Here is a 22,416-nt window from a genome sequence, read left to right on the forward strand (position 1 = left end):
AAAGGAACCCGCCCGTGACCAATCCTGCCCTGACCGCCCGCCTGCTCGATGTCATCGAACACGATATCCTGCCGCTCACCACAAAAGGTGTGGCGCTTGGCAACAAGGTGTTCGGCGCGGCGCTGCTGAGGAAATCCGATCTCTCGCTGGTGCTCGCAGAAACCAATAACGAACTGGAAAACCCGCTCTGGCACGGCGAAGTCCACACTCTGAAACGTTTTTACGAGATGGCCGACAAGCCGGACACCAAAGACCTGATCTTTCTGTCGACGCACGAACCCTGCACCATGTGCATGTCGGCAATCACCTGGGCAGGCTTTGACAATTTCTATTATTTCTTCTCTCACGAAGACAGCCGCGATGCCTTTTCCATTCCCCATGATCTGAGGATCCTGAAAGAAGTCTTCGGCCTGGAACCCGGTGGCTATCGCCGTTCGAATGCCTTCTGGAATTCCTTCTGGACAGCAGATCTGGTGGAGACCGCGCCGGAGCCGCAACGCCAGACGATGCAGGAACAGACGGTCCGGATCAAGGGAATTTACGCGGAGCTGTCGGACAGCTATCAGTCGACGAAAAGCGACAATTCCATTCCCCTCAACTGATTGATTTCACGACACAGGAATATCTCTCATGGGCATGATCGACCATATATCGTTCGCCGTCACCGACCTCGAGCGCGCCCGGCGTTTCTATACGGCGGCTCTTGGAGCCCTCGGCGCGGTCGAGTGCAATGTGACCGAGGTGTCTGCCGGCTGGTCGGTGGATGGAGCCGATGATTTCTATGTCAACCTTGTGGACGCAGACACGCTAAAAACGCATCCCAAGACCCACTATGCGCTTTCCGCACCCCATCGCGCAGCGGTTGATGCCTTTCATGCAGCAGCTATTGCCAATGGTGGAGTCGACGACGGCGCGCCCGGTCTTCGCCCCAAATATCACCCCCATTATTATGCGGCCTTCGTCATCGACCCGGACGGATACCGCATAGAAGCGGTCTGCCACCGCGCACCGGAATAGACGAAAGAAGAGACATGCAACCATCCAAGGACATCGGCCGCCTGATCGAGATCATGGCAGCCCTTCGCGACCCAAACACTGGCTGCCCTTGGGATATCGTCCAGACTTTCGAGACCATCTTGCCCTACACGATCGAGGAAGCCTACGAGGTGGCCGATGCCGTCGAACGCAACGATCCCGACGATCTCTGCGACGAACTTGGCGATCTTCTGCTGCAGGTGGTGTTCCATGCCCGTATGGCCGAGGAAAAGGGCCTCTTTTCCTTCGGCGACGTGGTCGAGGCGATCACCAGGAAGATGATCCGCCGCCACCCCCATGTCTTCGCCCGCTCGGACGCCGACACGCCGCAGGCGGTCAAGCTGCAATGGGATGAAATCAAGCAGCAGGAAAAGGCCGAGCGTGCCGCCCGCCGCGCTGCCCGTGCTGAGCTCACGGCAGGCGGCGAGACCGCCGCGCCCGCCAAAGACTTCAAGGCCGGTCATCTAGGCTCCGTCCAGCGCTCCTTCCCGGCCCTCACGGAAGCCCTCAAGCTTCAGCAGCGGGCCGCCAAGGTCGGCTTCGACTGGTCCGAACCCGCCCCCATTCTCGACAAGATCGAAGAAGAGATCGGCGAGTTGCGCGAGGCATTGGCACAAGGCAGCCCCGATAAGGTCAAGGACGAACTCGGCGACCTGATCTTCGCTGTCGTCAATATCGGCCGGCATGTGGAGGTCGAACCCGAACAGGCGCTGAGAGGTACGAATACGAAATTTCGTCGGCGGTTCCGGTTTATCGAACAAGAACTCGAGGCGGCAGGCGAGACAGTGGACGGAGCGACCCTGGAGCGCATGGAGGGGCTGTGGCAGGCGGCGAAAAAAGGCCCTGCAGCTTGTTCATTGTCTAAAAACTCGAGTGCAAGTTTAGGCGCCGAATAGAGACATCTTCAGCGCACTGGCCATCAAAACGATGGCCACACCTGCAACAACACCAGCGACAATGCCCGGTGCCAGACTGCTTTTCCGACCCACGAGCCAGGTCGCGACCGGAGGGACAGTGGCGATTGCGGAAAATTCGACAAAATCAACGGCCAGAGGCTGCGCATTGAGCAGAAACAAGATGCCGGCTGCGAGATATGTGAGCCAAAGATATAATCCTCCAGCGACAACAGCTGCGGACAGGATGGCGGGAATGAAGCCGTAGCGGCGCTGTATGCGCTTGAAGTCCCAGACAGCCGGTACCAGACAGACGAACAGGAGTATGATGGGATCAAGTGTCACGGCCTGGGCTTTCTTGCGCGAAGCAACGGTCGCAAAGCTACCGCTTTCCTCACCGCTCCCAGTCTTCCTTCTCGGGCGTAGCGCCATGGCCAAGCTTGCGGTCCAGTTCGTCGGCCTGACGTTCCGCAAGCCTGAGATCAAGCGTCACAGAGCCGTCTTCATTGTCCTGTCGACTATCGACGATGGCATTGTCATAGGCCCAGGATATCAGAGCCTGCTTGTTCGTCGGGATCACCACTGTGGTTTCCGTCAGCACGCCTGACAAGCGCGCCGATATCACATCCATCAGCGGATCAAGCCCTTCGCCGGTCACGGCGGATACCGTCATGATGTCTTCACGACCGTTGGCTCGGGTAATCAGCGCATCATGGGCCACGGGCTCAAGCCGGTCGATCTTGTTCCAGACTTCGATAATGCGCTCGGAGCGCTCATCTTCTTCAATGCCGAGATCGTCGAGGATCTGGATCACATCGGCGGACTGAGCGCCATTGTCCGGATCGGACATGTCGCGCACATGCAAGATCAGATCGGCTTCCAGAACCTCTTCCAGCGTCGCACGGAAGGCGGCAACCAGATGGGTCGGCAGATCGGAGATGAAGCCAACGGTGTCGGACAGGATCACGGTGCGTCCATGCGGCAGTTTCATGCGGCGAAGCGTCGGGTCGAGTGTGGCAAACAGCATATCTTCCGCCAGGACACCAGCCCCGGTGATGCGGTTGAACAGCGTCGACTTGCCGGCATTGGTGTAGCCGACAAGCGCCACGATCGGATGCGGCACCTTGCGGCGTTTGGCACGGTGCAGCTGGCGCGTGCGCACCACCTGTTCCAGCTCTTTCTCGAGCTTCACGATGCGGTCCTGCAGCATGCGCCGGTCGGCCTCGATCTGGGTTTCACCTGGACCGCCCATGAAGCCACCACCGCCACGCTGGCGCTCAAGGTGGGTCCAGCTTCGAACCAGTCGACCCTTCTGATAGTTGAGATGCGCAAGCTCTACCTGCAGCGTCCCTTCCTTGGTGGATGCGCGCCGGCCAAAGATCTCGAGGATCAGACCGGTGCGGTCGATCACCTTGGCATCGAGTTCTTTTTCAAGGTTGCGTTGCTGTACGGGTGTCAACGGATGATCGACGATCACCAGTCCGGCATTTTCACGATCCAGTAATTCAGCAATTTCGGCAATCTTGCCGCTTCCCATCAGGGTCGCCGGTCGCGGCTGGTTGACCGGCACGACCAGTCCTGCGGCAATCGTCAGGTCAATAGCGCGGGCAAGGCCCATTGCCTCTTCCAGTCGCCCCTCGCTTGAGCGCGAATTCAAAAGATCGCCCGCGGGCTTTGCGGCCTGCTTTGGCTGTTGCTTCAATACGGGAACCAGCACAACCGCGCGCATGTCGTCGCGGTGCATTTCCTGTTCCGGAATTAGGGAATCGTTTTTCGTGTCGCGAATGGAGATGGCGGTTTTCCTGTCGATCAATGCGCAAATAAGTAAGGCGTCCGGCCCTTGGACTGCCATATAGGCTTGGGGCCGGACTTATGCAATGCGCAGCGCCACCGCCAGATGCGAAGCGCTCAGGAAGCGGCTTCTTCGGTCTCGAACATCTGCACCGGTTGCCCAGGCATAATCGTCGAGATTGCGTGCTTGTAGACAAGCTGCGAATGTCCGTCGCGCCGCAATAGCACGCAGAAATTGTCAAACGAGGTCACAACGCCCGTCAGCTTGACACCATTGATAAGGAAGATAGTCAGGGAGATCTTTTGCTTGCGAACTGTGTTGAGAAACAGATCCTGCAAATTCTGAGAACGTTCCGCCATAGCGCCGATTCTTTCTTTTTTGCCAGCACGAGTGCCGGTGGGATAGTGCAATGATGCAGAAAGTGGACCGGGATTGCCCCCAATACCCCTTTTCGCCGCTAAGTTGGTATCAAATCATCGTCTTTTCTGCAATGTCGAAAACGCGCCCGCAAAGCTTGCAGACTCGTCCTCGTGCGTCCCTTCGGTCGAATTCACGATCCAAAGCGATTGCAGCGCCAAAACATACACTTGTGTATCCTTGTCGGCTGGCCATTTTTACAAGCGCAAGTCGAGACGAACAGCGCCACCCTCCCCATTACTGGGGAGTATGAGGCCTGAACGCAGCAGGCTTCCAATCAGAAATACTGAATCGAAACGCGGAACATCTGCTCCACATGACGCACGGATTCCGCCGTGGCAAACAGCACGACACGGTCTCCCGTCTTGATCTTGAGATTGCCGTCCGGACGGATCACGGTACCGCCGCGATAGACCGCACCGATCCGGATGCCGCTTGGCAGTTCCAGATCGCGAAACGGCACGCCGACCAGCGGAGAGGTTTCCAGCGCTTCCGCCTCGATGACCTCGGCCTCGCCCTTCTGGATGGCGTAGACGGAGCGAATGCGGCCCTTGCGGACATGCTGAAGAACGCGCGATATCGTCACCGCCTTGGGATTGATATAGGCATCGATGCCGATGGAAGCCGTGATTTCCTGGAAGGACGAATTATTGATCAGCGCCATGGCCGACCGGCAGCCCAGGCGCTTTGCCATGGCCGCAGACAGGATGTTGGTCTGGTCGCTGTTTGTCAGCGCGACCATGAGGTCGGCATCCTGAATATCGGCCTGCTGAAGAATGTTCTGATCGAGAGCCGAACCGTTGATCACAATCGTATTGTTGAGCTGATCGGACACCATAACGGCGCGCTCGCGCTCGCTTTCAATGATCTTGATCTTTGTTTTCGGCTGCATGTCCTCAATGGTGCGGGCGACGTAGTAGCCTATATTGCCACCGCCAGCGATCACCATGCGCCCGGCCTCCTGCTCCTCGTGCCCGAACAGGCCAAGAGTACGGCGGGTATGATCGCGTTGGCAGATCACATAGGCCAGATCCCCTACCAGCAACTGGTCGGTCGAATGGGCCACATAAAGCTTGCCGTTGCGGTAGATACCCGTGACCGTCGCCATCAGGTCGGGAAAGAGCTGCGACAACTGGTTGAGCGGCGTGTTGAGGACCGGGCAGTCCTCCATGCATTCGATCGCCACCATGGAAATATGATCGTCGGCAAAGCGCACCACATCCGTCGCACCGGGAAAGGAGATGCGCCGCAGCACCATCTTGCCCACTTCGATTTCCGGCGAGATGATGACGTCAATCGGCAGATGATCGCGCGAAAACAGATCGGAATATTCCGGCTGCATGTAATTCTGCGACCGGATACGGGCGATCTTGGTGGGCACGTTAAACAGGGAATGGGCCACCTGACAGGCGATCATGTTGATCTCGTCATAGAGCGTCACCGCGATCAGCATGTCCGCCTGATCGGCCCCGGCCTTTTTGAGCACCTCGGGATGGGCCCCGTGGCCGACATAGCCGCGAACGTCCAGTGTCTCGGTAATGCGGCTCACAAGAGAGGCTGAGGTATCGATCACCGATACGTCATTGTCTTCCTCGGCCAGTCGCTCGGCGATGCCGTAGCCCACCTGTCCCGCGCCGCAAATGATTACTTTCATAGTGTCTGTCTCGCCAGTTCGGGTTTGGACGCGGTCAGCTTAAACGCCAAGCGACTTCAACTTGCGGTGAAGTGCCGAGCGTTCCATGCCGACGAACTCCGCCGTCCGCGAGATGTTTCCGCCGAATCGGTTGATCTGCGCCATCAAGTAATCGCGCTCGAACATTTCGCGAGCCTCGCGTAGTGGCAGCGTCATGATGTGCGCGTCGTCCCGCGCCGCGATCTTCGGCAGCATGTCAGACAGATCGGTTGGCAGCATGTCGGCCGAAATCGGCGTATCCGGCCCGTCACCCTGAGCCAGGATCATCAGGCGCTCGATATTGTTGCGCAACTGGCGGATATTGCCCGGCCATTCATTGGCCTGCAGCACAGCCATGGCGTCGTCACCGATGCGGCGCTGACGAATACCGGCCTGTTCCGACACCTGACGCATGAACATATCGACGAGGAACGGAATATCCTCGCGCCGTTCGGCGAGCGCCGGCACTCTGACCGGCACAACAGCCAATCGGTGGAACAGATCCTCGCGGAACCGCCCCTCGGCAATCAATGCCTCGATATTATAGGCGCTCGACGAGATGATGCGCACGTCGACCTTCACCCGCTTGGTTCCGCCCACGCGCTCGAACTGCTGATCGACAAGAACACGCAGAATCTTGTTTTGTGTCTCGCGTGGCATTTCGGCGATTTCGTCGAGATAGAGAATACCGCGATGAGCCTCTTCCAGCGCACCGATCTTGCGCGCCTGACCGGGCGCACCTTCGGAACCGAACAGCGCCATTTCCATGCGGTCGGGTGTGATCGCAGCAGCATTCAGTGCAACAAAGGGTCCACCACCCCGCACCGAACGCTTGTGGATCATGCGCGCCACCAGTTCCTTGCCACTGCCGGACGGGCCGACAATCATCACACGGCTGTTGGTCGGCGCAACCTTCTCGATGGTCTGGCGCAGTTGCGAAACGGCAACCGAGGTGCCGATCAATTCCGCGCTGTCGCCAGCGCGTTTCTTCAACTCAGACACTTCACGCTTGAGCTTGGAGTTTTCCAAGGCACGCTCGGCAATCAGGATCAACCGGTCGGCCTTGAAGGGCTTTTCGATAAAATCGAAGGCCCCACGCTTGATCGCCGAAACCGCTGTTTCGACATTGCCGTGGCCGGAAATCATGACAACGGGCAAATCGGGATGCCGTGCCCGGATCTCGTCAAGCAGTGCCAGACCATCCAGCCGGCTCCCCTGCATCCAGATGTCCAGGAAGACCAGTCGCGGCACCCGATCAGTGATCGCCGCAAGTGCGCTGTCAGCATCATGCGCGGTGCGCGTTTCATGCCCTTCATCGCTCAGGATACCGGAGACGATTTCGCGGATATCTTCCTCGTCATCAACGACCAGAATGTCAGACGCCATAACTTACTTCCTTGTCATTCTCGTCTTCGGCGGGTGTGACCGCCTCCAGACGTGGCAGCAATACGCGGATCATCGCGCCTCGCCGGCTGTCAAAATCGACCGGTGAATCGTGCAATTCGATCTGTCCGCCATGTTCCTCAATGATTTTCTTGACGATGGCGAGACCAAGGCCGGTGCCCTTGTCGCGCATCGTCATATAAGGTTCCAGAATGCGGTGGCGGTTCTCGGTCGGCAGACCCTTGCCATTGTCGATCACATCCACCACGAAACGGTCCTGGACCGCATCAAATTGTGCCGAAACCAGCACTTTGCCCTTCTCCGGCCGTTCGTCCGCCGGCACCGCCTCAATCGCCTCGACCGCATTCTTGATCAGATTGCCAAAGGCCTGTCCCAGCATGCGGGCATCGAAGCTGCCGAGCAGCGGATCGTCGCCAAATTCGCGCAAGAAGGCGATGTCGACATCCGAGATTTCGCGCAGAAAAACGGAATCCTTCAGGATATCGCGCAGATCCGCTCTTTCCTTCGTCGGCTTGGGCATGCGTGCAAAGGCTGAGAATTCGTCCACCATCCGGCCGATATCGCCCACCTGTCGCACAATCGTGTCTGTGCACTGGTCGAAGACGGCACGGTCATTTTCGTCAATCTGCTTGCCATAACGCCTCTTCAAACGCTCGGCGGAAAGCTGGATCGGCGTAAGCGGGTTCTTGATTTCATGAGCGATGCGCCGGGCAACATCCGCCCAGGCCGTCGACCGCTGGGCAATCACCAGGTCCGTGATGTCATCGAGGGTCACGACATAGGATTCAGCGCTGCCGCGATTTTCTTCACGCGTCACGCGAATATTCAGCGTGCGCTCCTTGCCGCCGCGCACCAGATTGATCTGCTTACGGAATTCACCGCGATGTCGAGCGGCGGCTTCGAGGACCACCAGATCGATTTCCGGCGCCACATCAGCAAGCTTGCGGCCAATCAGCTTGTCGGCATCCATCGACAGGAAATACTCCGACGACGGGTTGACGATGGTGATCGACCTGTCTTCCTCAACGCCGATCACGGCAGCCGTCACACCCGAAAGCACGGCCTCGATGAAGCGACGGCGGTCATCCACCTCATCCTTGGCTTCCAGAATTTCATCGTGTTGCGTGCGGATCTGCGAGATCATCTTGTTGAAGGTGCGTGACAGGCTTCCGACATCGCCGTCGGCTACGCGCACCGGAACAACCACATTCATATTGCCGGAGGCCACGTTGTCGGCTGCCGTGATCAAAAGACGGATCGGCCGCACGATGCGGTCAGCAACCGCGATTGCCGTCCAGATGGCCGCCAACAGAACGATCAGTGCAAAGCCCAGATAAAGGATCGCGAAGGCAATCTGCAGCGAGGCACGGCCCTGCTCCATCGATTTGTATTCGGCGGTATTCTCCTCCATCTGCCGCATGGCGGCCATGACCTTCGGGTCGACAGCCCGGATCGTGTAGAGGAACGCACCTGAAATCTGCTCAAGCTTGATGATGGCGCCCACCAGATTGGTGACACCTGGCGGAATAAGCGTTGGCTGTCCCGCTGAGGCACTTTTCAGCGCATCCGTCGGAATGGCCGGCAAAGGTTTTTCGGTATCGATCGTCGCCTGTGTGATGACGGAGCCATCTTGGCGCACCAGAAAGGCGCCAAGCATACCGCGCCCTTTCGCCTGACGCGTCAATAGCTCCACAAAGCCATTACGATCAAGAAAGAACAACGCGCGATTTCGCTCCAGGTCGTTGGCCATTGAAATGGTCTGGCCCTGCAGATAGCTGGCATTTTCCAGCATATAGGCCTGGGCGACATTCATGGAGGACGAAACGATGGACTGGGTTCGTATGGAAAACCAGCGGTCCAGTCCAACATTGAGCGTGATCGAAGCGAAGATCGCGACAAGGATGGCCGGCGTGATGGCGATAATCGAAAAAAGCGCAACGATACGGACATGCAGACGCGCAGCGGCTCGCCCCTTGGTGCGCGCACTAAAGAGACGAACGACTTCCCTGCCGATCAGATACATCAACGCCAGAACGAACATCGCATTGATGACGGCGGACGCGACCAGCACATTCGATGTGGGGGCAATGGGCGTCAGACCGAGAAGAACGGGGAGCGTCAGGATCGCGCAGAGCAGCGCACCGCCGGCAACCAGAAGGCCCGGCATGGCAAAGGAGGCACGGCGGTCATGAAGCGGTGCTCCCTCCCCATCCGACGTGCTGGCGATGACCCGCCTGACCATTATGTCCCCCACTGCTAAACGCATTTGCCGGTATGATCGGCAAAACATACCGAAACCGCCGACCTTATGATTTTCAGGACCAGCCAGGTCGGCAAATCAAAATTCACTTCGTGACCGCAAACCCGACTGACCTATCGTCCCGGACTCACTAAACACTTCCGTGGCTTTTGAGCAACGATTTGTGGCGAAATTGCAACGGCCGCCGCCGACTTGTCAAGCCGAGCGGGAACTGCGGTAGACCGACACACCCAGTTCGCGGATCTTCTTGCGCAGTGTGTTGCGGTTGAGACCAAGAAGATCTGCTGCCTTGATCTGGTTTCCGCGCGTTGCAGTAAGCGCCGCCAGGATCAGCGGATATTCCATTTCAGTAAGGACACGCTCGTAAAGCCCCGAAGGAGGCAGGCCTTCGCCGAAACTGGCGAAATAACTGCGCATGTTCTCTTCCACCGCCTGGGCGATCGTCAGTGGACCACTGGCCATGCCCGACTTGGTGATCGGGCTGTCAGTCACATCCGAACGCAGTTCAGACTCCACAATCTCGCGCGTGATCACGTCCTGCGGATAAAGCGCCATCAGCCTGCGGATCAGGTTTTCCAGCTCGCGCACATTGCCGGGCCACGGATAGGCCTTCATCACTTCCAGCGCTTCAGTTTCGAAACGCTTGGGATCGAGACCTTCCTTCTCCCCGGTCTGGACGAAGTGCCGCACCAGATCGGGAATATCCTCGGCGCGGTCGCGTAGAGGCGGCAGACGAAGGGGCACCACGTTCAACCGGTAATACAGATCCTCGCGGAACAGGCCCTGATTGATGGTTGTCTTCAGATCCTTATTTGTGGCGGCGACGATGCGCACATCGGTACGGATGGGCGTGCGTCCGCCCACAGTGGTATATTCACCCTGCTGCAGAACACGCAGCAATCTGGTCTGCGCGTCCATCGGCATGTCGCCGATTTCGTCGAGAAAGAGCGTGCCGCCTTCTGCCTGTTCGAACCGACCTGTGGAACGCGTCTGCGCGCCGGTAAACGCGCCCTTCTCATGGCCAAACAGTTCCGACTCGATCAGATCGCGCGGGATGGCGGCCATGTTGATGGCGACAAAAGGACCGTTGCGGCGCTTGCCGTAATCGTGAAGCGCGCGGGCCACCAGTTCCTTGCCGGTTCCGGATTCCCCGGTGATCATCAGCGTCAGATCTGTCTGCATCAGACGAGCCAACACACGGTAGATTTCCTGCATCGCTGCCGAACGGCCAACCAGCGGCATGCCATCCTGCATGTCGTCGTCGAGCTTTGCCGGTCGCCGTTTCGGCTCGGATAGCGCCCGCCCGATAATGGCAATCAACTCGGTCAGGTCGAAGGGCTTCGGCAGGTAATCGTAGGCGCCCTTCTCCGAGGCCTTGATGGCGGTCATGAAGGTATTCTGGGCACTCATCACCAGCACCGGCAGGTCAGGCCTTGCCTTTTTGATGCGTGGCAGAAGGTCAAAGGCGTTTTCATCCGGCATCACCACATCGGTGACGACCAGATCGCCCTCGCCGGCCGAAACCCAGCGCCAGAGTGTGGCTGCATTGGAGGTGATACGGACATCGTAACCGGCGCGACTGAGCGCCTGATTGAGAACGGTTCGGATCGCGGCGTCGTCGTCTGCGACGAGAATCGTGGCGGTCATGAAAGGCTTCCCATGGATTGCTCAGCGGTCAGGTCTTCAGGCGCAAGCGCCTTCGATACGGGCATCAAGACACGGAATGTCGTCCGGTTGGCCTGGCTGTCGCATTCGACAATGCCGCCATGCCCGCCGATGATCTTGGCAACCAGCGCCAGACCGAGACCGGATCCGTTTGTCTTGGTGGTAATGAAAGGGTCGAACAGATGCGGCACCAAATCCTCCGGCACGCCGGGTCCATTGTCATGCACACAAAATTCCAGCGGTAGCGAGATCTTCTCCCGCGATCCGGCAACCGAAAGGCGGATGCCCGGCCGGTAGGCTGTCGTCAGCTGGATTTCGCCGTCGGCACGATCCCCCACCGCTTCAGCGGCATTTTTCACCAGATTGAGAAATACCTGCACCAGCTGATCACGATTTGCATAGACCGGCGGCAGAGACGGATCGTAGCTCTCGCTGATTTTGATATTGCGCGCAAAACCGGCTTTGGCGATCGCCTTAACATGGTCGAGCACCGAATGGATATTGATGGCCACGCGGTCGACGGGGCGCTCGTCGGAGAACACTTCCATGCGGTCGACAAGGGAGACAATCCGGTCGGTCTCATCGCAGATCAAACGTGTCAGCGCCCGGTCTTCGTCTTCGACCGAGCTTTCCAGAAGCTGGGCCGCACCGCGAATGCCGGATAGCGGATTCTTGATCTCATGTGCCAGCATCGAGGCAAGACCGGTCACCGAACGGGCGGCCGCACGATGGGTCAGCTGCCGGTCGATCTTATCGGCCATGGAGCGTTCCTGAAAGACAACGACCACAGAGCCCGGTTCGCTAACCACCGGTGCGACGTAAAGATCGACCAGCTTGTCCTGCCCGAGCCGCGGCGAGGAAAGGTCGACACGGTATTCGTTGACCGGCCCGCGACGCTCGCGCACCTGATCGATCAGTTCCAGCAGCGGGCTACCGAAGGGTATGAATGTGGAAATGCGATAACGAGCCAAGTGGCTGGCACTGGCACCGAAAAAGGCTTCCGCCTCCCAATTGGCAAAAGAGATGAGACCGGCAGCATCCACAAGAATGACCGGGTTTTGCACGGCATTCAGCACAGCCATGGCCAGTGAATTTTGGGCAGAGGTCGGGTCTGCAGATGTCATGCGGCCTCCTGGCGTCGTGCCCCGACCTGGGCACTGTCTGTCAATATGCGGCGCAAGGCATCCTTGACGAATTTGACATCCTTGGACGTCATCACCGCCGCTTTCTCTTGGCTGGCAATGTCCGGCACCAGCCGCTCCATGTACCAGCCGAGATGTTTACGGGCATGGCGAACGCCGACGTTCTCGCCGTAGTGTTCCAACATCATCTCGTAGTGTTCGAGTATGACATCTGAGAGATTGTCAGGCGCAGTAGCGCCGGCCAGCACACCGGCATGCCATGGACGCCCCTGGCAGGACCGACCGACCATCACGGCATCTGCACCAGAGCGCCGCAGGATCTCGTCAGCATCCTCGACCGTGTCGACATCGCCATTGGCAATCAGCGGCACCGAGATCACGTCGCGCACCGCCGCAATCGCATCCCAATCGGCGCGCCCCTCGTAAAACTGCATGCGCGTCCGCCCATGTACGGTAATCAGCTGCACACCGGCCTCTTCAGCCCGACGGGCGATCTCGGGCGCATTGATGGAGTTTTCATCCCAGCCGAGACGCATTTTCAAGGTCACTGGCACCTTTACCGCTTTCACGGTTGCCTCGATCAAAGACAGCGCGTGATCAGGGTCGCGCATCAAGGCAGAGCCCGCATAGCCGCCGATCACCTTCTTGGCCGGGCAGCCCATATTGATATCGATGATATCGGCACCCTCGGCTTCGCACATCCGGGCGGCCTCTGCCAGCCATAGGGCCTCGCGTCCGGCGAGTTGAACCATATGCGGTTTGAAGCCTGCACTCTTCAGGCGCGACCAGGACTCAGCGGTGTTGTGCACAAGCTCGCGGCTAGCGACCATCTCGGTCACGACAAGTCCGGCGCCAAAACGCAGTGCGAGTTTGCGGAACGGAAGGTCGGTCACTCCCGACATGGGAGCCAGTACGATACGGTTGCGAATTGCGATGGGCCCGATATCGAATGGAGTATGAAGCGCTTTGGAAGACAAGTGATTATCTTTCGGGCACGCGGAAAATATGCACTATTTTTAGCCACCCTTTTCGCGCTTGCCAAGGGGTTTCGTCAATCTATGCATAAAATTTACAGCGACTGCTGGAAAAGCCCAACGCCCGGGGATAGAGCAGGGCCATGAAACGCCGATACTTGTCCGGGATTTTTTGTGCAGATGCAACACATGAAGGCAAACACCACGGGGATAGTTGTTGTCGCTGCCGGACGTGGCGAGCGCGCGGGCGCCTCCATTGAGGGGCCAAAACAATATCGCCGGATCGGCGGACGTTCGGTCATCGTGCATACGCTGGAGAGATTTCTCGCCTGGAAGGATGCGGGGCCAATCATCGTAGTCATTCACGGCGATGATCGCGCCCTCTTCGAGGAAGCGCGCTCAACTCTGACATCCGATGCGAATATCACAACCGTTATCGGCGGCGCCACCCGGCAGCAAAGTGTGCGAGCCGGCCTTCAAGCGATGAAGGACAAGAATGTCCAGCACGTGATGATCCACGACGCTGTGCGCCCCTTCATCGATCATGTGACTCTCGACCGCATCGCGACGATGCTGGCCGACGGCGCAGCCGCCGTTTTGCCCGCAGCCCCGGTCACAGATACGTTGAAGCGCGGCAACCTGGATGGCACGGTCGCTGAAACGGTCTCACGCGAACGCCTCTACGGTGCCCAGACCCCGCAGAGCTTCGACTTCCAGACAATCCTGGACGCCCATGAAAGAGCAGCAGCCGAAAACCGCGATGATTTCACAGACGACGCAGCCATTGCAGAATGGGCAGGCGTGCCGGTTCGCATTGCCGAAAGCTCTTCCGAAAACGTCAAACTGACCACCAGACAGGATATCAACATGGCCGACCAGACATTATCCGGACAGCACCGTATGGATGGCGCCCTGCCCGACGTGCGTACCGGAAACGGCTATGATGTCCATCGATTGGAGCCCGGTGATGGTGTCTGGCTTTGCGGCATATTCATCCCGCACCACCTCAAACTGAATGGCCATTCTGACGCAGATGTCGCGCTTCATGCGCTGACCGACGCACTCCTGGCGACCTGCGGTGCCGGCGATATCGGCGACCACTTTCCGCCATCCGATCCACAATGGAAGGGTGCAGCCTCACATATCTTTCTGAAACACGCCGCCGAGATCGTTCGCAAAAACGGTGGCACGATCATGAATGCCGATGTCTCGCTGATCGCCGAGGCACCAAAGATCGGACCGCATAGACAGGCCATGCGGGAGAAACTGGCAGAAACCCTCTCCATCTCGCTCGAGCGCTGCTCGGTCAAGGCCACCACCAATGAGCAGATCGGCTTCGTCGGTCGCAATGAAGGCATCGCGGCGATTGCCACAGCGACCGTGATTTATCGAAATGACACGCCGTGAGCCTGTTCCCAGCCGACATCGAACAACTGGCCACCCGCATCGTGACCGAATTCACGCAGCGTAATCTGACTGTGGCCACTGCCGAATCCTGCACGGGCGGACTGATTGCCGGCGCGCTAACCGAGGTCGCCGGCTCGTCTGCCGTCGTCGACCGCGGTTATATCACCTATTCCAACACCGCAAAGATCGAGATGATTGGCGTCTCGAATGCGGTCCTTATGGAATATGGCGCGGTTTCCCGCCAGACAGCACTGCAGATGGTTGATGGAGCATTGAAGCGATCGGGTGCATCTCTGGCCGTCGCTGTCACAGGCATTGCCGGTCCTGGCGGTGGTTCGGCCGACAAGCCGGTCGGTCTTGTCCATCTGGCCGCCAAATCGCGTACGGGTACCCTGCTCCACCGCGACATGCGCTATGGCGATCTCGGCCGTGACGGCGTGCGATTGGCGACCGTGAAAACAGCGCTGGAAATGCTGATGAAAGTCGCTCAGGACACCGCATAGATCTTGTCTGCGCGGGTCTCGAAAGCCTCGGCAAACATGCGGAATGCGCGATCGAACATCGAGCCCATGAGAGCCCCTAGAATGCGATTCTTGAATTCATAGTCGATGTAGAAATGAACATCGCACTCTCCCTCGCCCGCGGCCAGAAAACGCCAGCGATTGTCGAGATAGCGGAACGGCCCATCGATATATTTGACGTCGATAGTGTGCTCGGCCTCGTTCAGAAGCACCTGGGTCGTAAAGGTTTCGCGAATTGCCTTGTAGCCAACAGTCATATCGGCCACCAGCAGGATCTTGCCGTCACGTTCCTTGCGCGAGCGCACCGAAAGCGAATCGCAAAGCGGCAAGAATTCCGGATAGCGCTGCACGTCAGCCACAAGATCGAACATGCGATCGGGCGAGTGGCGGACATGACGAGTGGTTTCAAATTGAGGCATAAATGCCACTTAGGCGGCAATACGTTGCAGATCAAGGCACAGCGCCGGTTCTGGTCTGTATTTCAACGGTAAATGTCCACAACCACCGCAGCTATTTGCATTTCGCAAGGACAGCATAGCCGCAACAGCCGATCACCCCTTTCCGTTCGCGACAGGCTCACCCGGCTTTGGTCTGCCAACGGAAAACCACTTCTGTTTGCCCAGCCCCAACTTCACGGCGAGATCTTCAAACACCCATGGAATGACCTGCTTGCGGCCTTTCACGAGAGGAAGTGCCGCCGTGTCCAGGCCGACGACCGGCAGGAACGGGTTGGGTCGCTGCGATGCATATATCTCCACGCGCACAGATGCCCGGCTTGAAGCGCCGCGCGCATGAAAGCCGAATGTATCACCAACCACCAGTGTATTGGCCGGCACGGCAAAGGCGGTCGGTTCAGGCAAATGCAGATATTTGAGTTCGCCTGGAGAAATGCGAAAGGCTCCACCGGCATGATTCTGTGCCGAAAGCACGCTCTTGCGCTTCTGCCAGGCGAGACGCCGCTTTGTTAATTTGTGCGAGCCCCGAACATAGGTGAACGGTCCCTCGTCCATCGGTACATCATAGAGAAAAAACCAGGCCTTAACGGTCGAATGAAAGGTATCCATATGCAGGTTTGTCTGCGGATCCTTGCCTTTGCCCTTGGGTGTTGCCTCGGCGAAGATCGTCTGCACACTGATCACCGGCTCCACATCGAAGCCGCCGATATAACGAATCAGACCGGTCCACTCCTTGCTCTCCAAGAACGCCTTGATAGCCGGATTGTCCTTGACCACGTCCGGCGTCAGCGGCGTGCGACGGGTCACTGCATTGCCTTCATACATTTCTCGCGCAGGCACCCGCAGATTTTCAATCTCCGTGACAAGAGCTGCAAACAGGTCCGGCGGCAAGAGGTCGCGCTTTTCGATGTAACCGTTCGCGTCATAGGCGTTACGGTCGTCGTCTGAGATCATATATTCGAGATACTGACGCCGCCAGGCGACGATCCTCGCTGCCAGCTTGACGCGCCAGACATGGAGACCGCGTCTGTTAAGCCGGACGGAGCCGAGAATGGGATTGCGGCGAAACGACTTCTCTCCTGTGAAGATGGAAATTGCATACCATGGTAAGAGCACTGCAGTCTTAATCTGCTGGAGCATGTAGCGACATACCTCCGAAAATATAGTCCCCCGCCCGAAGTCTAGCGCCTTCATCCGCCCATGTCGACAGAACTGACGTCCAGCGATGCACGCGATCGGCTGTCGCCTGAGCGCCTTGGGCAGCCCACCCTCAGACGCTGCGTCAGTCAGCCATTCGAGATCAGGCTGAATTTGGCAGTACGATGGCCCGACACCGAAACACGAAAGCCCGAAGCGCCACCGCTCCGGGCTTTCAAACGCTGGAATCAAAAACGCTTACTCAGCAGCAATCGCTGCCGCCAGCTTCTTTTCGCGGTTCTCGCGTAATCTGGCAAAGTCGTCGCCGGCATGGTGCGAAGAGCGCGTCAGCGGGCTAGACGACACCATCAGGAAGCCCTTGGCATAGGCGACGGTCTCATAAGACTTGAACTCGTCGGGCGTGACGAATTTTTCGACCTTGTGATGCTTTCGGGTCGGCTGCAGATACTGACCAATGGTGAGGAAATCGACATCCGCAGTGCGCAGGTCATCCATGAGCTGCAGCACTTCGTTACGCTCTTCTCCAAGTCCCACCATGATACCGGATTTGGTGAACATGGTTGGATCCAGTTCCTTGACCCGCTGCAACAGACGAATCGAGTGGAAATAGCGTGCGCCGGGCCGAACCGTCAGATAATTGCCCGGCACGGTTTCCATATTGTGGTTGAAGACGTCCGGCTTGGCAGCGACAACGCGTTCAAGAGCACCCGGTTTCTTCAGGAAGTCCGGCGTCAGGATCTCGATCGTCGTTTCAGGCGATGCTGCACGAATGGCGAAGATTACCTTTTCGAAATGCTCGGCACCGCCATCATCCAGATCGTCGCGATCGACGGAGGTGATGACCACATGGTTGAGGCCCATCTGCTTGACGGCCTTGGCAACATTTTCAGGTTCCGCCATATCCAGCGCATTCGGCCGGCCGGTGGTCACGTTGCAAAACGCGCAGGCTCGGGTACAGATCTCGCCCATGATCATGAAGGTGGCGTGTTTCTTGTCCCAGCACTCACCGATATTCGGGCAGCCCGCTTCCTCGCAAACCGTCACCAGATTATGGCTGCGCACCAGATCGCGGGTCTCCTGATAACCTTTGGAGGTCGGCGCGCGAACGCGGATCCATTCCGGCTTGCGCATCACTTCGGTGTCGGGCTTGTGTGCTTTTTCCGGATGGCGTGCGCGCTCTTTGGGCGCTGTGATATTGTCGAGAATGGTAACCATCAAATATCCTGTAGACTGCTCGCGTCCGCGAACTTCTTTCAATCAATATAGACGGTCAGACGCAAAAAGTCAGGCCGTCTCACGCAAGACGGCCTAACGCTTTTTGCATAGGTGGAGGTTGAACGCTAACGGCGAACCATTCGCGCAATCGCGATCAACAGGCAGGCCCCGATGAAACCGACGATCAGGTATACAAGCAAACCAGTGCCGGTATAAATGCCCGCCAGTTTCAGCACGAAGTTGAGTGCCGCTGCTCCCACGATCCCAAGGATGATATTCATGAGCAGCCCCATATTGCTGCGCATGAAGCGTTCCGCCAGCCATCCGGCAAGTCCGCCGATGACGATTGCGCCTAGTAGTCCTACGCCGTTCAGATCCATGTGTGCCCCCTTGATGATTGAATAAATTCATAACGCAAACACCGTTGACGACAAATGGTTCCAGACGCAGATGCATTAAGCGTTCAGCACGCGTCCATAGGCATCCAGCACGCTTTCCTTCATCGTCTCCGAAATCGTCGGATGCGGGAAGATCGTGTGCATCAGCTCTTCCTCGGTCGTCTCGAGATTCATGGCAACGACAAAGCCCTGGATCAGTTCGGTCACTTCAGCGCCGACCATATGCGCACCGAGCAATTCGCCGGTCTTCTTGTCGAAGATGGTCTTGACCATGCCCTGGTCTTCGCCCAGCGCCACGGCCTTGCCGTTGGCGGCAAAGGAGAACCGCCCCACACGGATATCGCGACCGGCTTCCTTGGCCTTGGCTTCCGTCATGCCAACGGAGGCGACCTGCGGATTGCAATAGGTACAGCCTGGAACCTTGGACTTGTCGGTGGCATGAACATTTGGAAGTCCGGCGATCTTTTCAACGCACACGACACCCTCATGCTCGGCCTTGTGGGCCAGCATCGGCGGACCGGCGACATCCCCGATGGCATAGATGCCCGGCACATTTGTCTTGCCGTAGCCATCGATGACAATGAATCCGCGATCAGTCTTCACGCCAACGGCCTCAAGTCCGATATTTTCGATATTGGCCTGAACGCCCACGGCGGAAATCATACGGTCAGCGGTAATCTGCTGGGTCTTGCCGTCTTTGGTCTCAATCGTTGCCGTGATGGAATTGGACCCCTTTTCGACCTTGGCAACCTTGGCTTCCAGCAGGATCTTCATGCCCTGTTTATCCAGCTGCTTCTTGGCAAAGGCCGAGATCTCCGCATCTTCGACAGGCATGACCTGTTTCATGATTTCGACCACGGTCACGTCAACGCCCATGGTGCGGTAGAAGGAGGCAAATTCGATGCCGATCGCGCCCGATCCCATGACCAGCAGAGACTTCGGCATTTCTTCCGGTTTCATCGCCTCGAAATACGTCCAGATCAGCTTGCCATCGGGCTCGATCCCCGGAAGTGCACGAGGACGCGCACCGGTGGCAATGATGATGTGTTTGGCGGTGTAGGTGCCCTCACCCAGCGTGTTCTTCGGCACAGGGCCCATGGGCAGAACGGGCTCTTTGGTCGTCTTGCCGACCACGATCTCGCCGGGTTTGGTGATCTTGGCCTCACCCCAGATGATGTCGACCTTGTTCTTCTTGAACAGAAAGCCGACGCCATTGTTCATGCGATGCGCGATACCGCGCGAACGGTCAACAATTGCCTTCACATCCGGCTTGATGGAGCCTTCGAGAGAAAGCCCGTAATCCTTGGCATGCGTTGCCGTGTGCATCACGTCGGCGGTGCGCAGCAGCGCCTTGGTCGGTATGCAGCCCCAGTTGGAGCAGATGCCGGCCAGATGCTCGCGCTCGACAACGGCAACCTTCATGCCAAGCTGCGCTGCACGGATTGCCGCCACATAGCCGCCGGGACCGGAGCCGATAATGATGATGTCATAAGCATTGGCCATGGGTGCTTCCACTCCTTCGTTGCATATGGGCCAAGCGATTGACCGCTCGTCCCTTTTGGGGATTGGAAGCACCCGTGCCAGCGTTATTTCACATCCGGCATTTCGGCTTCCGGTTCATGACGAACCAGCATCCCGTAGATTTCATCCTTGAGCTGCATCCGTTCTTTCCGCATGACTTCCATGTGGGCGTCGTCTGTCGGCTCAATATTCGTTTCGGCGCGATGGATCTCGCTGTTCACCGTCTGGTAGTTCTCAAACAATCTTGCAAAATGACCATCTGTCTCCTTCAGATGATGCATCAGTGCCGTGAACTGCGGAAATTCATCCGCCAGTTTGTGGGGTGTGTTCGACATGGTGATCTCTCCCGTGTTGGAATTTCATGTCACCAGTCTAGACTTTCCCTCGTCTCTCTCCTTGATCCCGATCAAATGCCCAGCATCATGCGCACAACGGGCTCAAGACCGCGACCGACTGCGCGCGTATTCTCGGCATCCAGATGAATGCCATCCAGCGGTGTTGTCTCGGCCACCGAACCTGCGTCGTAAAATCCGCAATTCAATTCATCCGCCATGTCGCGATAAAGACTTGCCAACATCGCGCTTTCGTCCAGCGCATCATTGAACATGGCCGCAAAAAACGCATTGGCCGTTTCGCGGATAACAGGCGGAGCGACGATCAGAACATCGGGTCCCTCGAAATTGAAGCCCCAGTCATGGTTGCGCACCAGGCTGACCAGGCGCTTGATACCGCTCGCAGCCCCGATGGCCGTGCCCTCGATCCCGCGCTTCATGTCATTGGTGCCAAGCATGATAATGACGAGATCGACTGGCTTGTGCGTTTCCAGAACGGTCGGCAAAAGCTTCACGCCATTGCGCTCGCAATCGGCGAGATGATCGTCATACGCTGTGGTGCGCCCGTTCAATCCTTCGGCAAGAACACGAACGCCGTGCCCAAGCCCCTTTTGCAGAACACTTGTCCAGCGGTCCTCATAGGCATGCCGTCCCATATTCACCGGGTCATAGCCCCAGGTCAGGGAATCACCAAAGCACAGAACGGATTTCATGTTGCTCACGCCATTTCCAACCAAAAGATGAAGACCAAACAGTCCGGCTCAGAGACCCTGACACACCCCGAGAACGGGGTGCGTCAGAAAAATCACACCAGCATGCCCATCGGGTTCTGGATGTGCTTTTGGAAGGCCGCTGCCAGTTCCGCGCCCAGCGCCCCGTCGATCACGCGATGATCGAAGGCGAAGGTTGCTGTCATGACATTGGCAATCTTGATCTCACCGTTCTTCACCACCGGCTTCTCGACGCCTGCACCGATCGACACGATCGAGGCATGCGGCGGGTTGATGATCGAGGTGAAATTGGAGACACCGAACATACCCAGGTTCGACACGGCAGTCGTGCCGCCCTGATATTCGTCCGGCTTCAGCTTCTTGTCACGCGCACGACGGGCCAGGTCCTTCATCTCGTTGGAGATCGTCGACAGGGTCTTCGTCTCCGCCTTTTTGATGATCGGCGTGATCAGACCGTCCGGAATGGCAACGGCAACGCCGACATCCGAGTGCTTGTGCTTGACGCGAGCCGTCGAGGTCCATGAGGCGTTTGCCAATGGAACGTCACGCAGCGCAAGCGCCATGGCCTTGATGATGAAGTCGTTGACGGAGAGCTTGTAGGCCGGAACCTCGCCCTTCTCGGTCTTATTCATCGGCGCCGACTTGTTGATCTCGGCACGCAGTTTCATCAGCGCATCCAGCTCGCAATCCATCGACACGAAATAGGATGGCACAGTCTGGTGCGATTCTGTCAGACGTGCAGCGATGGTCTTGCGCATGCCGTCATGAGGAAGAAGCTCGTAAGAGCCTTCCTCGAACAGCTTGAGAACGGCCTCGTCGGACTGACCCTTAGGCGCCTGCGGTGCTGCTGCACCCGTCTGCGGAGCCGAAGCGGGAGCCTTCGCGCCACCGGAGGACTTGGCCTTTTCGATGTCGCTCTTGACGATACGGCCATGAGGTCCGGTGCCGGAGACAGCGGTGAGATCGAGACCCGCTTCCTTGGCCAGACGGCGTGCCAATGGCGACGCAAAAACCCGGTCGCCGGATTTCGTCACCGGAGCAGGTGTAGACGGTGCCGGTGCCTGATCCGTGACAGGTGCAGCCGCTGACGCGGCTTCCTGCTTGGCCGGCGCGGCATCGGCTTTCGGGGCTGCTGAACCACCACCGGAGGCGGCTGCTTCCTTCACGTCTTCGCCTTCTTCGGCAAGGATCGCGATCAGGGCATTGACCTTCACGCCCTCGGTACCCGCTTCAACAACGAGCTTGGCGATCGTGCCTTCATCAACAGCTTCCACTTCCATGGTCGCCTTGTCGGTCTCGATCTCGGCGATGACATCGCCGGGACCGATCTTGTCGCCTTCCTTCACCAGCCACTTGGAGAGATTGCCCTCTTCCATGGTCGGGGAAAGCGCCGGCATCGTGATATTGATCGGCATGGTGTAGGC

22 protein-coding genes are annotated in these 22,416 nt (G+C 58.0%); 5 read left to right on the forward strand and 17 right to left on the reverse strand.

Going from position 1 to position 22,416, the window contains the following annotated elements; translation table 11 throughout:
• The first annotated feature begins 14 nt into the window (after positions 1-14).
• The 3 genes from ACQQ2Q_RS09395 to mazG are packed head-to-tail and all read left to right on the forward strand — an operon-like array spanning position 15 to position 1,931.
• Entirely contained in the window at positions 15-602 is a 588-nt protein-coding gene (locus ACQQ2Q_RS09395; RefSeq protein ID WP_428186814.1) for a deaminase, read from the forward strand.
• Between the two features lie 34 nt (positions 603-636).
• Entirely contained in the window at positions 637-1,017 is a 381-nt protein-coding gene (locus ACQQ2Q_RS09400) for a VOC family protein (RefSeq protein ID WP_428187472.1), read from the forward strand.
• A gap of 14 nt (positions 1,018-1,031) precedes the next feature.
• Positions 1,032-1,931, forward strand: a complete 900-nt coding sequence (mazG, locus tag ACQQ2Q_RS09405; protein ID WP_428186815.1) for a nucleoside triphosphate pyrophosphohydrolase — start codon at positions 1,032-1,034, stop codon at positions 1,929-1,931.
• Here mazG and ACQQ2Q_RS09410 read toward each other — a convergent pair.
• The 9 genes from ACQQ2Q_RS09410 to dusB form a co-directional block, all read right to left on the reverse strand.
• Complete coding sequence (locus ACQQ2Q_RS09410; RefSeq protein ID WP_428186816.1) at positions 1,917-2,273, reverse strand: hypothetical protein; 357 nt, start codon at positions 2,271-2,273, stop codon at positions 1,917-1,919. The two genes, mazG and ACQQ2Q_RS09410, sit on opposite strands and share 15 nt — an antisense overlap.
• A gap of 49 nt (positions 2,274-2,322) precedes the next feature.
• On the reverse strand, positions 2,323-3,672 hold the full coding sequence (gene hflX / locus ACQQ2Q_RS09415; protein WP_428186817.1) for a GTPase HflX: 1,350 nt from the start codon (positions 3,670-3,672) through the stop codon (positions 2,323-2,325).
• Positions 3,673-3,836: 164 nt separating this feature from the next.
• Complete coding sequence (hfq, locus tag ACQQ2Q_RS09420; RefSeq protein ID WP_428186818.1) at positions 3,837-4,079, reverse strand: RNA chaperone Hfq; 243 nt, start codon at positions 4,077-4,079, stop codon at positions 3,837-3,839.
• A 335-nt stretch (positions 4,080-4,414) separates the two neighbouring features.
• A complete protein-coding gene (gene trkA / locus ACQQ2Q_RS09425) occupies positions 4,415-5,791 on the reverse strand; it encodes a Trk system potassium transporter TrkA (protein ID WP_428186819.1) in 1,377 nt (458 codons plus the stop codon).
• A 39-nt stretch (positions 5,792-5,830) separates the two neighbouring features.
• Positions 5,831-7,195, reverse strand: a complete 1,365-nt coding sequence (locus ACQQ2Q_RS09430) for a sigma-54-dependent transcriptional regulator (RefSeq protein WP_428186820.1) — start codon at positions 7,193-7,195, stop codon at positions 5,831-5,833.
• Positions 7,185-9,455, reverse strand: coding sequence for an ATP-binding protein (locus ACQQ2Q_RS09435; RefSeq protein WP_428186821.1), 2,271 nt, complete (start codon positions 9,453-9,455; stop codon positions 7,185-7,187). Before ACQQ2Q_RS09435 ends, ACQQ2Q_RS09430 begins: the two co-directional genes overlap by 11 nt.
• A 213-nt stretch (positions 9,456-9,668) precedes the next feature.
• Positions 9,669-11,120 carry a nitrogen regulation protein NR(I) gene (ntrC, locus tag ACQQ2Q_RS09440; protein ID WP_428186822.1) on the reverse strand — a complete coding sequence of 484 codons (1,452 nt, stop codon included), beginning with the start codon at positions 11,118-11,120 and terminating at the stop codon, positions 9,669-9,671.
• On the reverse strand, positions 11,117-12,262 hold the full coding sequence (locus ACQQ2Q_RS09445) for a two-component system sensor histidine kinase NtrB (protein WP_428186823.1): 1,146 nt from the start codon (positions 12,260-12,262) through the stop codon (positions 11,117-11,119). The genes ntrC and ACQQ2Q_RS09445 overlap by 4 nt, the downstream gene beginning before the upstream one ends.
• Positions 12,259-13,287: a tRNA dihydrouridine synthase DusB gene (gene dusB, locus ACQQ2Q_RS09450; protein ID WP_428187473.1), complete on the reverse strand. Its 1,029-nt coding sequence runs from the start codon at positions 13,285-13,287 to the stop codon at positions 12,259-12,261. Before dusB ends, ACQQ2Q_RS09445 begins: the two co-directional genes overlap by 4 nt.
• 156 nt (positions 13,288-13,443) lie before the next feature.
• Here dusB and ACQQ2Q_RS09455 point away from each other — a divergent pair, with 156 nt between their 5' ends.
• Positions 13,444-14,661 (forward strand): bifunctional 2-C-methyl-D-erythritol 4-phosphate cytidylyltransferase/2-C-methyl-D-erythritol 2,4-cyclodiphosphate synthase, encoded by a 1,218-nt coding sequence (locus ACQQ2Q_RS09455; protein WP_428186824.1) that lies wholly within the window; start codon positions 13,444-13,446, stop codon positions 14,659-14,661.
• On the forward strand, positions 14,658-15,164 hold the full coding sequence (locus tag ACQQ2Q_RS09460) for a CinA family protein (RefSeq protein ID WP_428186825.1): 507 nt from the start codon (positions 14,658-14,660) through the stop codon (positions 15,162-15,164). Before ACQQ2Q_RS09455 ends, ACQQ2Q_RS09460 begins: the two co-directional genes overlap by 4 nt.
• On the opposite strand, the gene ACQQ2Q_RS09465 is transcribed toward ACQQ2Q_RS09460, so the two are convergent.
• The 8 genes from ACQQ2Q_RS09465 to ACQQ2Q_RS09500 form a co-directional block, all read right to left on the reverse strand.
• Positions 15,149-15,601 carry a type II toxin-antitoxin system RatA family toxin gene (locus ACQQ2Q_RS09465; RefSeq protein ID WP_428186826.1) on the reverse strand — a complete coding sequence of 151 codons (453 nt, stop codon included), beginning with the start codon at positions 15,599-15,601 and terminating at the stop codon, positions 15,149-15,151. The two genes, ACQQ2Q_RS09460 and ACQQ2Q_RS09465, sit on opposite strands and share 16 nt — an antisense overlap.
• 132 nt (positions 15,602-15,733) lie before the next feature.
• On the reverse strand, positions 15,734-16,777 hold the full coding sequence (locus ACQQ2Q_RS09470) for a phytanoyl-CoA dioxygenase family protein (RefSeq protein WP_428186827.1): 1,044 nt from the start codon (positions 16,775-16,777) through the stop codon (positions 15,734-15,736).
• 255 nt (positions 16,778-17,032) lie between these two features.
• Positions 17,033-18,010, reverse strand: a complete 978-nt coding sequence (lipA, locus tag ACQQ2Q_RS09475) for a lipoyl synthase (protein ID WP_428186828.1) — start codon at positions 18,008-18,010, stop codon at positions 17,033-17,035.
• Positions 18,011-18,135: 125 nt separating this feature from the next.
• Entirely contained in the window at positions 18,136-18,390 is a 255-nt protein-coding gene (locus ACQQ2Q_RS09480; protein WP_428186829.1) for a GlsB/YeaQ/YmgE family stress response membrane protein, read from the reverse strand.
• Between the two features lie 75 nt (positions 18,391-18,465).
• On the reverse strand, positions 18,466-19,911 hold the full coding sequence (gene lpdA / locus ACQQ2Q_RS09485; RefSeq protein ID WP_428186830.1) for a dihydrolipoyl dehydrogenase: 1,446 nt from the start codon (positions 19,909-19,911) through the stop codon (positions 18,466-18,468).
• 83 nt (positions 19,912-19,994) lie between these two features.
• Positions 19,995-20,264 carry a YdcH family protein gene (locus ACQQ2Q_RS09490; RefSeq protein WP_428186831.1) on the reverse strand — a complete coding sequence of 90 codons (270 nt, stop codon included), beginning with the start codon at positions 20,262-20,264 and terminating at the stop codon, positions 19,995-19,997.
• Between the two features lie 71 nt (positions 20,265-20,335).
• Entirely contained in the window at positions 20,336-20,974 is a 639-nt protein-coding gene (locus ACQQ2Q_RS09495; protein ID WP_428187474.1) for an SGNH/GDSL hydrolase family protein, read from the reverse strand.
• Between the two features lie 92 nt (positions 20,975-21,066).
• Complete coding sequence (locus ACQQ2Q_RS09500; protein ID WP_428186832.1) at positions 21,067-22,407, reverse strand: pyruvate dehydrogenase complex dihydrolipoamide acetyltransferase; 1,341 nt, start codon at positions 22,405-22,407, stop codon at positions 21,067-21,069.
• Positions 22,408-22,416: the final 9 nt, after the last annotated feature.

The organism is Agrobacterium sp. ES01 (assembly GCF_050320885.1).
In the GTDB taxonomy this organism is placed as follows: Bacteria; Pseudomonadota; Alphaproteobacteria; order Rhizobiales; family Rhizobiaceae; genus Allorhizobium.

Coding starts and splice junctions, on each gene's coding strand:
- ACQQ2Q_RS09400 (WP_428187472.1), top strand. CDS start 637: ATGATCGACCATATATCGTTCGCCGTCACCGACCTCGAGCGCGCCCGG.
- mazG (WP_428186815.1), top strand. CDS start 1,032: ATGCAACCATCCAAGGACATCGGCCGCCTGATCGAGATCATGGCAGCC.
- hflX (WP_428186817.1), bottom strand. CDS start 3,672: ATGCACCGCGACGACATGCGCGCGGTTGTGCTGGTTCCCGTATTGAAG.
- hfq (WP_428186818.1), bottom strand. CDS start 4,079: ATGGCGGAACGTTCTCAGAATTTGCAGGATCTGTTTCTCAACACAGTT.
- trkA (WP_428186819.1), bottom strand. CDS start 5,791: ATGAAAGTAATCATTTGCGGCGCGGGACAGGTGGGCTACGGCATCGCC.
- ACQQ2Q_RS09430 (WP_428186820.1), bottom strand. CDS start 7,195: ATGGCGTCTGACATTCTGGTCGTTGATGACGAGGAAGATATCCGCGAA.
- ACQQ2Q_RS09435 (WP_428186821.1), bottom strand. CDS start 9,455: ATGGTCAGGCGGGTCATCGCCAGCACGTCGGATGGGGAGGGAGCACCG.
- ntrC (WP_428186822.1), bottom strand. CDS start 11,120: ATGACCGCCACGATTCTCGTCGCAGACGACGACGCCGCGATCCGAACC.
- ACQQ2Q_RS09445 (WP_428186823.1), bottom strand. CDS start 12,262: ATGACATCTGCAGACCCGACCTCTGCCCAAAATTCACTGGCCATGGCT.
- ACQQ2Q_RS09455 (WP_428186824.1), top strand. CDS start 13,444: ATGAAGGCAAACACCACGGGGATAGTTGTTGTCGCTGCCGGACGTGGC.
- ACQQ2Q_RS09465 (WP_428186826.1), bottom strand. CDS start 15,601: ATGCCTCAATTTGAAACCACTCGTCATGTCCGCCACTCGCCCGATCGC.
- ACQQ2Q_RS09470 (WP_428186827.1), bottom strand. CDS start 16,777: ATGCTCCAGCAGATTAAGACTGCAGTGCTCTTACCATGGTATGCAATT.
- lipA (WP_428186828.1), bottom strand. CDS start 18,010: ATGGTTACCATTCTCGACAATATCACAGCGCCCAAAGAGCGCGCACGC.
- ACQQ2Q_RS09480 (WP_428186829.1), bottom strand. CDS start 18,390: ATGGATCTGAACGGCGTAGGACTACTAGGCGCAATCGTCATCGGCGGA.
- lpdA (WP_428186830.1), bottom strand. CDS start 19,911: ATGGCCAATGCTTATGACATCATCATTATCGGCTCCGGTCCCGGCGGC.
- ACQQ2Q_RS09490 (WP_428186831.1), bottom strand. CDS start 20,264: ATGTCGAACACACCCCACAAACTGGCGGATGAATTTCCGCAGTTCACG.
- ACQQ2Q_RS09495 (WP_428187474.1), bottom strand. CDS start 20,974: ATGAAATCCGTTCTGTGCTTTGGTGATTCCCTGACCTGGGGCTATGAC.
- ACQQ2Q_RS09500 (WP_428186832.1), bottom strand. CDS start 22,407: ATGCCGATCAATATCACGATGCCGGCGCTTTCCCCGACCATGGAAGAG.